Source organism: uncultured Flavobacterium sp. (assembly GCF_963925415.1).
GTDB lineage: Bacteria > Bacteroidota > Bacteroidia > Flavobacteriales > Flavobacteriaceae > Flavobacterium.
This window is the reverse complement of the sequence record NZ_CAWUTS010000031.1, coordinates 1-15,500: the sequence shown is the minus strand read 5'-3', so window position 1 is coordinate 15,500 and position 15,500 is coordinate 1. Positions and strand designations below refer to the sequence as shown.

At 30.5% G+C, this 15,500-nt stretch carries 12 protein-coding genes; 1 reads left to right on the top strand and 11 read right to left on the bottom strand.

Annotation, left to right across the window (positions count from 1 at the left end):
- Position 1 precedes the first annotated feature (1 nt).
- A complete protein-coding gene (gene bcp, locus AABM47_RS02205) occupies positions 2 to 454 on the bottom strand; it encodes a thioredoxin-dependent thiol peroxidase (protein WP_338409291.1) in 453 nt (150 codons plus the stop codon).
- A 97-nt stretch (positions 455 to 551) separates the two neighbouring features.
- Between bcp and nth the strand changes: the two genes are divergently transcribed.
- Positions 552 to 1,214, top strand: a complete 663-nt coding sequence (gene nth, locus AABM47_RS02200; RefSeq protein ID WP_338409290.1) for an endonuclease III — start codon at positions 552 to 554, stop codon at positions 1,212 to 1,214.
- Positions 1,215 to 1,286: 72 nt separating this feature from the next.
- Here nth and AABM47_RS02195 read toward each other — a convergent pair whose 3' ends face one another.
- From AABM47_RS02195 to AABM47_RS02150, 10 genes are all read right to left on the bottom strand, one after another.
- Positions 1,287 to 1,430 (bottom strand): hypothetical protein, encoded by a 144-nt coding sequence (locus AABM47_RS02195; RefSeq protein WP_338409289.1) that lies wholly within the window; start codon positions 1,428 to 1,430, stop codon positions 1,287 to 1,289.
- Between the two features lie 125 nt (positions 1,431 to 1,555).
- Positions 1,556 to 2,140 carry a sigma-70 family RNA polymerase sigma factor gene (locus tag AABM47_RS02190; protein WP_338409288.1) on the bottom strand — a complete coding sequence of 195 codons (585 nt, stop codon included), beginning with the start codon at positions 2,138 to 2,140 and terminating at the stop codon, positions 1,556 to 1,558.
- A gap of 264 nt (positions 2,141 to 2,404) precedes the next feature.
- Positions 2,405 to 4,096: a family 16 glycosylhydrolase gene (locus AABM47_RS02185; RefSeq protein WP_338409287.1), complete on the bottom strand. Its 1,692-nt coding sequence runs from the start codon at positions 4,094 to 4,096 to the stop codon at positions 2,405 to 2,407.
- Positions 4,097 to 4,123: 27 nt separating this feature from the next.
- Positions 4,124 to 5,044: a glycosyl hydrolase family 17 protein gene (locus AABM47_RS02180; RefSeq protein ID WP_338409286.1), complete on the bottom strand. Its 921-nt coding sequence runs from the start codon at positions 5,042 to 5,044 to the stop codon at positions 4,124 to 4,126.
- A gap of 12 nt (positions 5,045 to 5,056) precedes the next feature.
- Positions 5,057 to 7,402 carry an MFS transporter gene (locus AABM47_RS02175; RefSeq protein ID WP_338409285.1) on the bottom strand — a complete coding sequence of 782 codons (2,346 nt, stop codon included), beginning with the start codon at positions 7,400 to 7,402 and terminating at the stop codon, positions 5,057 to 5,059.
- A gap of 16 nt (positions 7,403 to 7,418) precedes the next feature.
- The gene (locus AABM47_RS02170) at positions 7,419 to 8,909 is read right to left on the bottom strand and encodes a glycoside hydrolase family 30 protein (RefSeq protein ID WP_338409284.1); all 1,491 of its coding nucleotides are present in this window, start codon (positions 8,907 to 8,909) and stop codon (positions 7,419 to 7,421) included.
- Between the two features lie 4 nt (positions 8,910 to 8,913).
- Positions 8,914 to 10,197 (bottom strand): glycosyl hydrolase family 17, encoded by a 1,284-nt coding sequence (locus AABM47_RS02165; protein WP_338409283.1) that lies wholly within the window; start codon positions 10,195 to 10,197, stop codon positions 8,914 to 8,916.
- 2 nt (positions 10,198 to 10,199) lie between these two features.
- Positions 10,200 to 13,607, bottom strand: a complete 3,408-nt coding sequence (locus tag AABM47_RS02160; protein WP_338409282.1) for a hypothetical protein — start codon at positions 13,605 to 13,607, stop codon at positions 10,200 to 10,202.
- A 58-nt stretch (positions 13,608 to 13,665) separates the two neighbouring features.
- Positions 13,666 to 15,066, bottom strand: coding sequence for a carbohydrate binding domain-containing protein (locus tag AABM47_RS02155; protein WP_338409281.1), 1,401 nt, complete (start codon positions 15,064 to 15,066; stop codon positions 13,666 to 13,668).
- A gap of 15 nt (positions 15,067 to 15,081) precedes the next feature.
- Complete coding sequence (locus tag AABM47_RS02150; protein WP_338409280.1) at positions 15,082 to 15,234, bottom strand: hypothetical protein; 153 nt, start codon at positions 15,232 to 15,234, stop codon at positions 15,082 to 15,084.
- Positions 15,235 to 15,500 lie beyond the last annotated feature (266 nt).

Below are 15,500 nucleotides of genomic sequence, written 5' to 3'. Positions count from 1 at the left end.
ATTATTTCAAAATCTGAGCCGCATGTTCTTTTGTTTTTACGTTTTCAATAACTTCTACAATGATTCCTTTTTCATCAATTATAAAAGTTGTTCTGTGAATACCATCATATTCTTTTCCCATGAATTTTTTAGGTCCCCAAACGCCAAATGAATTGATGACGCTTTTGTCTTCGTCTGCTAATAATGGAAAAGGCAAATCGTATTTATCGATAAATTTAGCTTGAGCTTTAGCACTGTCAGCACTAACTCCCAAAAGAGAATAGTTTTGATCTTCAAATCGGTTGAAGTTGTCTCTCAAATCACAAGCTTCTGCTGTGCAACCTGGTGTACTTGCTTTTGGATAAAAAAAGACTACTAATTTTTTTCCTAAATAATCAGCTAAGACATGCATTTTTCCATTTTGATCTAATCCAGAGAATTGAGGTGCTTTGTCACCTGATTTTAAATTTGTCATTTATATATAGTTAAAGGTTAATGGCTGATGATAAAGTTGCATTCTAATTGTTGTTATGGTTAAATTTGATTAATTTTACGTTTATAAAAGTACAAAAATGACTAAAAAAGAACGTGCAACTTTTGTTATAAATACGTTAAAGAATTTATATCCAGAAATACCAATTCCGCTGGAGCACAAAGATCCTTATACTTTGTTGATAGCCGTTTTGTTGTCTGCACAATGTACAGATGTTAGAGTAAATAAGATAACTCCTATTCTATTTGCAAAAGCTGACAATCCGATTGATATGATTAAAATGACAGTAGAAGAAATTAAAGAAATTATTCGTCCTTGTGGTTTGTCACCGATGAAATCAAAAGGGATTCATGGGTTATCCCACATTTTGATTGATAAACATAATGGAGAAGTTCCTCAAAGTTTTGAAGCTTTAGAAGAATTACCTGCTGTAGGCCATAAAACAGCAAGTGTTGTAATGAGTCAAGCGTTTGGAGTACCCGCTTTTCCGGTTGATACCCATATTCATAGATTGATGTATCGATGGAATTTAACTAACGGAAAAAACGTAGTACAAACCGAAAAAGATGCAAAAGCAGTTTTTCCAAGGGAAATTTGGAACGATTTACATTTACAGATCATCTGGTATGGAAGAGAATATTCTCAGGCACGTGGTTGGAATTTAGAAAACGATATTATTACAAAAACTATTGGAAGAAAAGCTGTATTGAAAGAATATTATAATAAAATTTATAAAAAATAAATTTTATTATAATGAACATATTTCAAATTTTGAAATAAAGTATAAAAAAAACGATACATTTTGTTGTATCTTTTAATTAGCAATAATTTCAAAAGAAATTTTAGCTCCTTTAATAACTTTCAATGCAGCTGAATAACTTAAAATAAACTGAATTGTTTTTTTCTTAGGGTACATTTTTGAAAAAGATAATTTTTCTTTTGAGTAGATTTTTGCCATAAAATTTATAATTTACTTTAATAACGAAAATTTAATTTTATTATTGCATGTATTAAAAATAAGAACAAAAAAATAAAAAAGCCATATAAACTAATACATGGCTTTTAAAAACATAACTAAACAAATTAATCGGTTAATACAATTTGATTTTTTTTAATTAATTTTCTTAAATTTAATAATGCATATCGCATTCTCCCTAGTGCTGTATTGATACTTACTCCTGTTTGTTCTGATATTTCTTTGAAGCTTAAATCTTCATACATTCTCATTACCAAAACTTCTTTTTGATCATTGGGTAACTCTTCTATCAATTTTTTTAAGTCTAACTCAACTTGTTCTGTAATCATTTGACCTTCTACGGATGATGAATTATCTATAATGAAATCGAAAATAGGATAAGCTTCCGTTTCTCTAGTCATTGGCATTTTTTTGTTTTTGCGGTAATAATCTATAATAAGATTGTGAGCAATACGCATAACCCAAGGAAGAAATTTACCTTCTTCGTTATATGTTTTAGTTTTTAATGTTTTGATTACTTTAATAAAAGTATCTTGAAAGATGTCATCGCATAAATCACGATCGTTTAATTTTGAATATATATAACCATATATTCTAGATTGATGCCTGTTGATTAAATCGGAAAGCGATTTTTCATTTCCCGCAATATATTGCTGCACTAATATTGCGTCAGTTATTTGATTATTTGTCATAATAATACCTTTTAATTGGAACTAAGTAAGTTATTAAAAAAAGTATTTTTATAGAATAGGCAAATCAGTTTTTTTAGTTGTATGGGTCAAATATAATAAAATATATCCCTGAATTCCAAAATAAACTTATAGAAATAATTAAAACAACAACAAAAATGTATTGTTACACTATTAATCGCACTAAATTTATATATAAATTAAATATTTAATGCAAATACATCATTAAAATTAAAAAGACATGTTGGAATGATTTGTTTATTGATTTTAATTAATAATCAATTTTTTGATGCTTTTTTTGCCTTCAGAAAAAATAGATATTAAATAAACCCCCTTAGGGATATTAGTTATGTTAACTCTTTTTGTATTTGAAGTCGTTTGCAAAATTAAATTTCCCGTTAACGTGTATACCTCTACTTTATCTATAGTGAAATCAGATGCAATGTTTAAATAATTTGAAGCTGGGTTTAAAAAAGAAAAATTTTCAAATTCAGAACTATAATTTTCACCTAATGTACAGTTGTCTCCTACAATATAAGAGCAATATTTTGTTACAGACAAACCACCCGCAAAAGCAAATTTAACGGCATAATTAATGATTTGACCTATCGTTTGACCTGTAATGGTATGGGTAAAAATGTTTCCCGAAACATTTGTCATATACGTTTCAACAAATGGACTTTGATTCCATAAAATACCAACCACACCAACTTTGTCAGTATCTAATAGTTCAAAGGTGATTTTTACATCGTTGCCTATAGTTTCAAAATTATAACTGTAGCCTGTAGAAAAAGAACCTTGTTGAGCTTCTGTATCAGTACCTGAACACGCTACAGAACCTAAAGTAGTTGCGTTTAATACAATTGGGTTGTTAACCGCAACATTTGATGCCAAGTCACTAGCTGTGCAAGAAAACGTATAACTTGTAATTGGGTTTAAACCAGATATAATTAAAGATTTTTGAATTCCTGAAGTTCCAGTTACCGAAGTAGAACCAACACCATAATTAATATTATATACTACATTTGGAGCATTATCATTGGCGTTTAACAACAATTTTACAGAATTACTTGTAACAGCCCCAACAGAAGCCGTAAAAGCTGTAGGAGCTTGAGTATCGACTAATATGTTTTGATATACCCTTACATAATCAATTATCATTGTGCTCTGAGTAAAACTTGATGGTATTGAGCCTGCAACACCACCCATAGCAATGTTGAGTAAAAGATATTGTTCTTCATCAAAAGGCCAGTTACTAGCTGTTTTTACAGCAGGGTCATAGGTATAAAAAACAACATCATCTAACAAAAAAGAAATTTCAAAGGGAGACCAATTCATAGAATACACATGATATGTGTTGTTTAAATTAGATGCTATTGTTCCTCCAAAATTGACAGTACTTCCATAAGAAGAAGGGGTATGAATGGCACTTTGAACATAACCAAAAGGTTGTGTTTGAGTAATACCGTGTTCCATAATATCAATTTCTCCACAAGCTGGCCAGCCTAAAGTGCCAAAATTTGAATCAAAATAACCACCATCTTCATTTATGTTTTTTCCAAGCATCCATAAAGCTGGCCATGTTCCTTGTTCGACAGGGATTTTTGCTCGTATATCTATTCTACCATATTTAAATGCAAATTTAGAATTTAATCGTGCTGAAGTATATTGTTTGATAACACCTTGAGAAGCATATGCTTCTTTTATGGCAACAATATTTAAGCTTCCATCAGTTACAAAAGAGTTTGTAAGTTGACTTGTATAATGCTGTTGTTCACCATTATACCAATTTCCTCCTGCAGGTATTTGGGTTTGATGATGCCAATTTGAATTGTTTACGGCTCCATCCGAATCAAATTCATCAAACCAAACTAAATCAGCATAAACTACATCTACTTGAGAAAAACAAATTGTGTTATAAACTAAAAGTATAAGTATAAATTTTATTTTGATTTTCATGATTATGCAGATTTTGTTACTGTCTTTTTAAAATTTTAATATTTCGTTCTTATCCCAAATTCCCCAATAAGCCCCTGCTTCACCTTCTGCACCCACTTTCCATGATTCATCAAAAGAAGAAAAATAGAAGATAGAAATATTTTCGTCTTTAGACCATAATTGCGAATTGATAAAATATTTGATTGCGTTTTCAATTGAAGGATGAGATTCTTTAAAACTTTCGCCTTTACTTGGCCAGCCCGTTTCTGTAATGATGACTTTTTTACCATTAGCAACACTTTTAGCTTGATGATACATACTTTTCATGTGTGCCAATGAATAATCAATAGTACTGCCTTCCCAGTAAGGATAACAATTAGTTAAAATAACGTCACAAGCTTCTGTAATTCGTGGTTTTATAGTGAACTCATAATAAGCATCAACATAACCTACAGGAATTGTAGAAGGTATTTCTTTTTTAACTCTTGCAATAAAACCTAATAAGTCGTCTTCAGACATATCTTTGCGATACATAACTTCATTTCCTACGGCAGCAATATCAACATAACCTTCTTTAGCTAATTTGATTAAAGCTTCAATTTCTTTTTCATTTTTTTCTATGTCATCACCTAACCATGCACCAACTAGTGTTTTTATTCCAAATTCTCTTGCAATTATTGGCACTAGTTCGTTTCCCTCTGTACATGAAAATGAGCGAACCCATTTTGTATAAGGAGCAATTACTTTCATTCTTCTACGCACTTGTTCTTCAGAAATGATATCGCCTGGTTGTTGGCCTTCTTCATACATGCTGAAACAAAGTCCGTGCATGCCTTGTACAAATGTTTTTTTGAATAAATTTTGGACCTCTTCTTCTGTTTTATCAAAAAAATCTAATCCAACTCCAAAATCAGGATTTGAATAATCTACATTTTCTGAATAATCTAAATAATCTTTTCTAAATGACATAAGAAATTGTTTCTAGTTAAATTTTAATTTTTCATTTATATCCCAAATTCCCCAAGCTGTTCCAACAGTTCCTTCTTGTTTTACTTTCCAAGATTCATCAAAAGAAGAGAAATAGAACATTTCAATATTATTCTTGTTTGCCCATTCTTGTGAAGTAACAAAATATTTTATTGCGTTACTTTCTGACGGAATAGCTTCATTTACAATTTGTCCTTTACTTGGCCAACCTGTTTCTGCAATTATGATTTTCTTTCCTTTAGCAATATTTTGTGTTACTTTCATCATGTGTTGCAAATATGATATTGTATAATCATTGTTGGCTCCTTCCCAAAATGGATAAAAGTTTACTAAAAGCAGATCACAAACTGCAACTAAACTTGGTCTTTTTAAAAACTGATAATAAGCATCTACATAACTAACTTGAATATTTGGTAACGCTTTTTTTACTCTAATTATATAAGCTAAAAGTTCTTGTTCTGTTATTTCATTTCTGTGTAAAACTTCATTTCCTACTGCTGCAATATCAATTAAACCTGTTTGTCCTAATTTGATTAAAGATTCAATTTCCTTTTCATTTCTATCTTTGTCATCACTTATCCATGCACCAACTATTGTTTTTAATCCTTTTTGATGTGAAATTTTAGGAATTAATTCATTTCCTTCTGTACACGAAAATGAACGTATCCATTTAGTATGCGAACTAATAATATCTATTCTTCTTCTAATTTGATTTTCAGATAAAATATCACCCTCTTGCTGACCTTCCACATAAGGACTAAAACATAATCCGTGCAATCCTGTATTTAATATGTTGGAATATTTTAATTTTACTTTTTGAAAATCAATTTTACTTAAATCAATTCCGTTTATGGTATTTAATGTTGTGTTATTTTTTACTAATGACTTTAGTTTTTCTGGTAAATAAGATGATGAAGATTTATTCATTGATTCTTTTCTTTTAGCTAATTCGGCACTAATTTCTTGGGATTTTTCTTCAGTAAGATCGTAATTACGCATTATCCACATTGCTGCTAAAGTACCAACTATTGGTAATCCAGAATAAAACAATCTAATTCCTGTTACCGAAGCTTCTGAATTAACTGCATCAGGGACAAATCCTACTATTGACATGATTGCACCTGTTAGTAAACCTGCTATGGCAAAACCAAACTTTACCATCCACCAATAAATTGCTCCAAAAACACCTTCTCTTCTTTTTCCTGTATTTAATTCATCAATATCTATAACATCTGAAGTCATAGACATCATAAGAGTAAACAAACTTCCAATACCAAATGAGAAAAATGGTAATGCAAACAGAAACATATAAGGTTTTCCTGGAATAAATAAGAACCATAACAGTATATATCCAAAAACAGAGATTCCTTGTGAGATTAAAAAAGCATTCTTTTTACCATGACTTTTAGATAATTTAGCAACAATAGGAATTACCAAAAAAGTGGTTGCTAATGCACCAATACTCCCTAATAAAGTTGGCCAAATACCTGCAGCAGTTGTATTTCCATTAAATAAATAATAAACCACAATAAAGAATGAAAAACCAGCAACTGTATTAAAAGCATTAAAAATTAAAAAGGTTGCAAAACATAATTTTCTAAAAACACTTATTTTGAAAGCTTCTTTAAAATTTTCTATAATTTGTTTTATACTACTACCTATCGTTTTTAACGTTAAAGGAGTTAAAGTATCATCATTTTTTGTTGATTCACTTTTTATAAAAAATGCTGGAATCATCGCTAAAATAGCAAATATAACGGCTACCCATATTGCTAAAGTTCGAGTGGCTACATCTGCACCATCAAACCAAGTAGGGTCATACATAACCACCCAAAACCAAGGAGCAATTACCCAAGCCCATTGGCCAATCCATTGTGCAACGGCCATTATATTTGTTCGTTCATGAAAATCATCGCTCATTTCATAACCCATAGCTACGTAAGGAACTGAAAAAATGGTAAGACCTAAATAAAAAACAAGAGACCAAATTAAAAAATAAATAAAATTATAAGTTAAAGTGTCTTCTTTGTATAGTTGCCACATTAATGCAAATGAAATACCCATAATAACAGCACCTATAAAAACATAATGTCTTCGTCTTCCCCATACAGATTTTGTATTATCTGAAATAAAACCCATTATAGGATCGGTTATCGAGTCAAACACACGTGGAAGAAAAAATAAAATCCCCCACATCCAAGTAGGAAAGCCTAAATTTTGCACCAAAACAACCATAAATATACCTAATGCAGCGGGAAACATTTGATTGGCTAACATGCCAAGCCCAAAAGCTATCTTTTGACCCATTAGTACTTTTCCACTTGAAGTAGTATTTGACATATTTTAATATTTTAAATTATTTTATCACAACCGTTTGCAAAGCTTTTGCAGGAATTGTAATGATACTTTTTTTATTATTTAATTTTATTTCAACTGAATAATTGGTTTCTGTTGGATTAAAAATTGCAACCGCTATACTTCCATCAGGATTTTTTACTGCTGTTGAAACTACTTCTTTAGAGTTTATTGAACAGCCTATTTTAACTGCATCAGGGCGCATAAATTTGCTAAAATGTGCCATCGTATAATATAAAGGCGTAAAGTAAACTTCGTCTTTTTCAGGGTCAACTAGTACTGGAGCAACACACCAGTTTTTAAACCAATTTGGTCCACCTTGACGATCTAAAACCATATTCCAATCTATCCAACCGTCAACATGATTATTTAAACAACCTATGATGTCATTAGCATAACGATTTACTGGAGCATATTTTGGATGTAAGTATTTGTCTTTTTCACTTGCCCAATCCCAACCCCAATCTGTTGCTTCTTTTTTCCAATACCAAGCATCATCTTGCCAATGCGGAATTTCAGAATCAATGCAACCTTCTGTTTCAATTAGGTGCTTGTTTGGTGCTTTATTATGAGCATATTGTAAATCTTCTGGGAAAACTTCATAAGTACTTTCATACCAATGAACAGCCATTCCTGCAAAGTATTTAGAAGATCTTTCATCTTTGTACATTTCATCAGCCCATTCTTTTATTCCAGCTCGGTTTTGGTCGTAGCCTAATATTTTAGTATTACCCCAACCCTTTTTTTCTAATTTTGGACCTAAATGATTTTGTACAAAGTCAGTCATTTCTTTTGGAGAAAAATGCGTACTTTCCCAATTATTACCGTTTCCGTGAGGCTCGTTAATAACTGTTAGTCCCCAAATATTTATACCTTCATTTTTATAAGCCTCTAAATATTTTGTAAAGTACAAGGCAAAAACATCATTGTATTCTGGTAATAATTTTCCACCAAGGTAACTTTTATTGTCTTTCATCCAAGGAGGACAAGACCAAGGTGAAGCTATTATATTAAAACCATCTTTTGAAATGGCTTTTGCATCCAAAATCATTGGAATTAAATCGTCTTTATCATCTTGTATAGTAAAATGCTCTAAAGTCATGTCATTTTCTACTTTAGCATAGGTGTAATTACTTAATGAAAAATCGCAAGAAGCTATATGTGTACGAGTTAGCGAATAATTAGCCCCTTGTTCACTAAAATAAGCGTCCAAAACTTTTTTGCGATTTGCTGCACTCAAACGATTGAGTAAAGAGGCAGAAGCTTCTGTAAAAGAGCCTCCAAAACCAGTTATGGTTTGAAATTTTTCATCTGTATTTAATTGTATCGATATCAATGAATCCGCTTTTGCAAATTCCGTAACTTTTGTTAAAGCATTTCCAGAAGCAGAAGTTTCAAAAACTTCCATTGCTAAAGATTCTGTTTTTTTATCACAATTTGTCATTGTTAAAAATAATAAGATATAAAATAAAGGGTTAATGTTTTTTCTCATAAGCTTACTGTTTTGGTGGTGTTAAAACCGATTGCATCAACTCCTCTTTATTGCCATCAAATGTTTTGGTAATTGATATTCCATTTCTATTTAAGTTTTCAAACGATCTATTATCAACTTCATCCCATAAAACATATTTTGCTTTTCCATAGGCAGTTAAGATGCCAAAATGATTTTCAGAACCCGAAGAATTTCCGCTGTCTTTCCAGGGTTCATCAAAAGCCTCAAAGAAAAAACATGATATTTCTTCTTTGTTTGTCCATTCTCTCATAGCATTATAATAAAATGCTTGTTTGTATTGGTCTGCGGCTTTAGAACCTTCATTTCCATAAAAACCATCAGAACTAGAGGCCCAACCTGTTTCGCCAATATGAACTGGTTTGTTTGGACTAATGCTATGCACATATTTTTTAACTGAATTATATTGATTTTTTGCAAATAATACCGCTCTGTTCATTGCTGCATCAGTTAAATCTGTTTTTGGCAAATTGCTTTGATGATTAGGTATTTTCCAAAATTCAGGATTATAATGTGTGTTATGAAAAGGATAGGTATGCATCGAAACATAATCTACAGCTTTAACTAAATCTTCTAAATCTTTGATTTTATAAGTATCGTCTAAGCCACCCCATGAGGCAAAATCATCGGAAGAAGTAATCCACAAATCTTTTGATAATTTATTGTCTTTCTTTAATTGTTGTAAATGATTGACCCATTTTAAAATTACATTAGGTTGCACAAAATATTCTTCTGCCCATTTGACCATTGCTTCATTTCCAACCGCAATAATTTTAACAATTTCGGGGTATTTAGTTGCCAATCGAACGGCTTCATCTATTTCAATTGCATTTCTCTTACTTTCTACATCATGATTTTTTTCTAAATCTGTCCATGCATTTTGGCAATCTATCCAGGCGCCTAACATTACATACATTTCAAAATTTGGATCTTGTTTCTTTAATTCAGAAATTGCTTTCAACACATTAGAAGCATGCGCTAAATGGACATTATAAGTACGAACAACCTTTATATTCATAGCAGCTAAAATCAGTAAATCTTCTTTTAATTGTGCTACTGTAGGTTGAATTTCTCTTGAATTTTTTCTATAACCACCATAACAAATGGCTTGATAATTGGGGTTTCCTAGAATATCTTTTGCGGTCACTACTTTATGGTTTGTAATTGTTTTTTGAGTTTGTTTTTTACATGATGAACTTAAACACATTAGTAATCCTAAAAATATTATTTTAAGGGATTTATAAGAAAATAAGTTGCTTGGTTGTTTCATTATTATTTTAAATGACTTTCTAAAATGTGTACTTCTATATGATTGATTGTTCCTGTTCTGCCAAAAACTTGTTGGCTTGTTTTTTTATCCATAAGCAATGAATCTAATTTTTGTATAGAACCATCGTTATTAAATATTTCAATGTATAATTCTGATCCAAATTTGTAAATAATTGGAGTTTGACAATAGGTAAATGCCAATGAGTTTTTATGTAATTCTAAAGATTTATGTATAAAATCTATGGTTACATAATTAAATATTTTTGATTGAGTTAAAAATTCATTTTTACGCAACAAACAAGGATTAAAATATAAACATCCTTTTTTTACAAAAACACCTAATTCACCAAAACGACTCAAAATATCTTCTTTTACTTGACCTGTCATTCCTGGCTGCTGAGCTCCTTTTCCTGCTGGTGTGTGTGAATAAGCATCTGTTGGAAAAGCACCATACAATGATGGTGATTTGTGTACACCAATACCTTCATTTATTTCATAATAATGTTCTAAAAGCCTTCCTATAGTTTTTGGTGATTCATTTTCTTCAACTGCTTTTATACAACATTCTTGAACAGCTAATTGAAGTTTTGAAACCATGTGCCAATAAATAGAACCCAGCCCTTCATAACCATAAAACGTACCCGAACGACCTGTAAATGCTTTGTGATTAAAGACTTCTTCAAAAATAATTTCTACAGTTTTAGCTTCTTTTACAACTAAATCTTTGTATTCTTTTTGTTGGCTTAAATCTTCTAAAGCCTTTTTTAAATAACTTGCATTATTAAAATTTCCATTAAAATGATAATCTCCAATACTATCTTTTTCTATAATCAGTTTGTTATTATTAGAAACTAATAAAGACAGTAATTTTGAATTTGCAACAGATTCTTTAGGAATTGTATTTTTCTCTAAAAAACTGGGTAATTGTTTATTTGGATATAATAAGTAACTGTATTGATCTTCTCTAAAAAGTTTACTCTTTTTTAAAGCATCTAGTACTTTTAAATTTTTCTTAGAAGATAAAAAGCCTGAGCTTAGTACTGCAACTTGTCCTTCAAGCATTTCACTTAAATAAGAAATTGAAACTTCAGTATTATTTTTAACAGACATTAAATTATAAGCATTATATAATCTGTCTTGTCTTTGATTTGCTTTAATGGAATGTTCTATAAAAGCTAAACTTATTTTAGTAAATGCTTTTAAACCAGCCATAGAATGGGTACGTTTTTTACCCCAAAAACCACTATTATAAATTTGGTAACGATAATCTGACGCGGCACTTGCTAATTTATCAACAATATCTTTTCGGGATTTATCATCAATAGGTTTTAAAAGTAAATGTTGATTTTCTAATAATGTTTCTCTAATCTTATGGTAAAATTCTACCATTTCATTAGAAATTTTAATATTTTCTAATGTTGAGTTTTCTAATAATTGTTCAAAGAATTTTAAAAATCTTCTTAAATAATATAGTGTAACCATTGAAACTCCATTGCCCACTAAAGCATTGTTAGCGTCATTCCATTCTGGTCTTTGTGTGTTTAACCAAATTCCGGCTTCAGGAATAAAATTTGACATTTTTGATAAAACAGTAGCCAATATTTTTTCAATAAAATTAACGTGATAAATAGTTTTATCATTACTTTTTAATAATGCTCCATCTGCTCCAATAGCTTGTTTTCTTTCGTTGATTACTTTTTCCCATTCATAGTTATAACCAATAGTATCTTTTGGATTTTTTAAAATATCTTCATAAGGTTTAATGGTATAAGGAACTGCTGCATAAACAAAACATTCGTTTTCAAAGTAAGAATTTAATTTACCAGGTTGGTGTTTTTCAATAAATTCTAAAAACTTCAGTAAATAAATAATTTGATGATCACCCCAATATCCAATATAAGACCAAGGATTATCTTCTTCGATAGTTTCCCAATCAAAACCATCTTTTGTAACCCTATAAGGGTTGTAGCCGTCAAAAGTAGATGCATTTAGAAACTTATGAATCATGCTGTCAATAAAATTAGGATACGAATGGGCTAATGCTTCCCAATTTTGAAAAATATCCCTCCAATTTCCTTCGTAATCTAATATTTTTGCCCCGTCAATTTCACTTTGTGTATTGATAGAAAACTTGTTCCAAGGGCGACTAGGATCGCCGTGTCTTCTACTAAATTTTAAGGGTAAATATTCTAAACATAATCGTTCAAAATCTACCTCTTTTTGTTTGGATGCAAAATCATTTAACTCCTCTAAAGTAAAAGTATCTGATAAATTATTAAGCTTAATTTTTTCAAAAACTAATTTATTTGCTTTTTTGATGTAATTGCTAAAATCTGTTTTTTCAATTTGATAATTACAATCAAAAATTCCACCTCTCATAATGTTGAAAAGTGTGTTTGAGAAATGTCTTGTATCTCTTAAATTATCTGCAGTAACTTGCAAAGCATCAGAAGAAGCATTTAATTCAATTAGTTTTTTTGTGCCTAATTCAATATTTTGATTGATGAGATCTTCAATGTCTTTTACGTTTTTAATGGTATTGATGATTTTTACAATGCTTGAGTGATCTTGGTTTACATTGGCTATTATCATCCAATTTTTTTGAGAATTAGCTTCTAAAATTATGTCTGCATTTAAAAAATAAGCTCCCTTTTCACCTTTAATGTCATTTTCTGTAGTTACTTTTTGATTTTTTCTAAAATTAGAAACTTGCAAAGATGAAACTAAATAATTGGCGTTTTCTAACCCTAAAGACCATGCAAAATTAGCTTTTAAAGCTTCACTAGGTTCAGCTCTATCAACTATAATAGCACTTAATGCAAAAATACCTAAGCCACTTTGCTCATGTAATTCATTTCTTTTATAGGCATCCACCAAGTTACTGGTTGAGTTTTGCAAATCGCTATTTACACCATAAGGAATAATATTTTGAATACCATCTAAAACAGAAACTTCTTGTTTATCAAGCGAATGGTTTATGATTTCAGATTTTCTAACAAATCCATAAGTATCACTAGAGTTCCAATGATAACGAAACGTTAGTTGTAAGTCTTCGTTTACTTCTTCAAAAATTACTTTATTACCATAAAAATTTTTGTATAAATTTCTTTTTGTTACAAATTTACCTGTAAATCGTTCCGAAAAAGGTTCCCAAACTAGAGATTGATTGTCTTTTTTAACTTGAAAAATAGTTTTACTTCCTGTTACATCTGCAAATTCAGTGATTTTATCATCAGTATAATATGGAAAAAGCGCAAATTCTGCATTTTTTCTACCAGCAGTTAAACCACCATTGCTAGAAATAAACATCCAATGATTGGAATCACTAACTATGCTCATAAAAAATGGTCGAATAGAATCATTATTGGCTATTTTAAAATATTTTTCTCCTTGTATTGTTACAATATCCATTGTTGTTTTTAAATTTATTGAAATTAATGGTTGTTATTTGGTTAAAAACGTTTTTAAATTAATTATGAAAATAGATGTTATCTATATAAATATTAGAGCCATCACCACCTTCTAATATAATTTGAGCTACATGTGATCTGCTTAATAAATTAGGCATAGCTAAAAAAGGTATATCAATAGATATCCAGTTTTGTGAAACTAAAAATGGAGCTATAAATGTGGTTGAATGCCTTGTGTCATCTCCACCATTAAAAGTTCCATCAGGTCCAAAATCAACAACAATTAGGCGTAGTTGTCGACCCGATGCTATAGGGCCTGGAATAAAGGCGTCCAAATGAAAATGTGTCATAGCAGAAGCGTTTACAGTTGGCGTACTAAATTCGATTCCTGCAAAATTAAAAATAGTATATTGTAAAATGTGATCTCCATTAACAGAAAAATCATCGGACAAAGATGTTTGCCAAGGTGCCCAATAGCCATTGTAGTAGTTAACAGGAACATTAGCATAGGCATCTGAAAATATTGAAATTACATTTGCAGGATTGTGCGTTGGGGTTGGTGCAGACAAAAATGTACCTAAAGAATTTATTGTAAGACTACCGTCGACAGTTTGACCTTCAAAAGTTGCTGTAATAGTTGCCGTTCCAGTTCCTACAGTTGTTACAACTCCTGTATTTGTTACTGAGGCAACAGCAGTGTTTGAAGAAGAAAATTCTAAATAAGCTGGACTTATAGTAACCGTTTTACTGATACCATTAGCCAAATTAAACGAAGCAACAACACCATCTATTGTTGAACTTACCCCTATAAAAGAAGTTTCAACTTTATCGTTTCCATTTAAAATAGAAGCTTGTCCATCTGTTATTGTTCCTAATTTTTCATACTGTACGTTATCCATCCAAAAGGTATAACCTAATCCGTTTTCTGGTCCTTCTGCATACCAAAACATTCCTTTTTCCTGGATTAATTTTGATGCATTTGGAATAGGAATAATTACTTTTTTCCAATTTGTATCTATAGAAACATTTTTTAGAGATACATTATATTTGTTTTCATTAAAATCATTTCCAAAACCAACTTCATTTATGGTAGCCGCTTGCGAACCTTTTACCCAAAAAGTTAAGGCATCATAATCGGTTAAATTTCTACCTATATCATCAATATATACACCTCCTGCAAAATTACCTTCAGGGTCATTTTCACTAGGCACATCAATACGCATAGAAGATGATCCTGCATATTTTTCATTAGTATCAATATTGAAAGCAGTGTATTTTGATCCTGCAAAAGCGCCATAACTTAAGCCTGCACTAAAACCATCAATATAAACTTCTGCTGTTTTTGGATAGGTTGACAGAATGGCATCCTCAGACAATTCTCTTTCACAACTAACATTTGCAAAAACAACTATGGTTATAAGTAGGCTATACTTTAAACAATTATTTTTTATATTTTTCATTTTTAAATTATTAAATTATTTTCCTATGTTTATGTGTATATACGTTCTAATTTCCCATTCATTTCCGTTTGCTAGTCCTAATGAACTAATAGTAGGGTTTGTTTCAGAAACTGTTTGATTTAGCGTATATCTAGGTGAATATTCATCTAATGTTCTAAAGATTCCCATAATACCTATTTTTGTATCGGGTAAAACAAACCAATCTGGTTTTCCTAAAGAAGTAGATAGATCTAATGAAAACTGTGTGGGATATGTTAAATTAAAATCGCGGTGGTAATCATAGGGACCCCAGTCGTTAATTTTTAAAGAAGTTACTAATTTAAAATTTTTTTCTATAGTTGACTACACTTTACCCGCTATTCAATACAGTGTTAAATATAGTATATTTTTTGATATCCCTGCTGCTTTAATTGAAATTATATTTAAAATTGAAG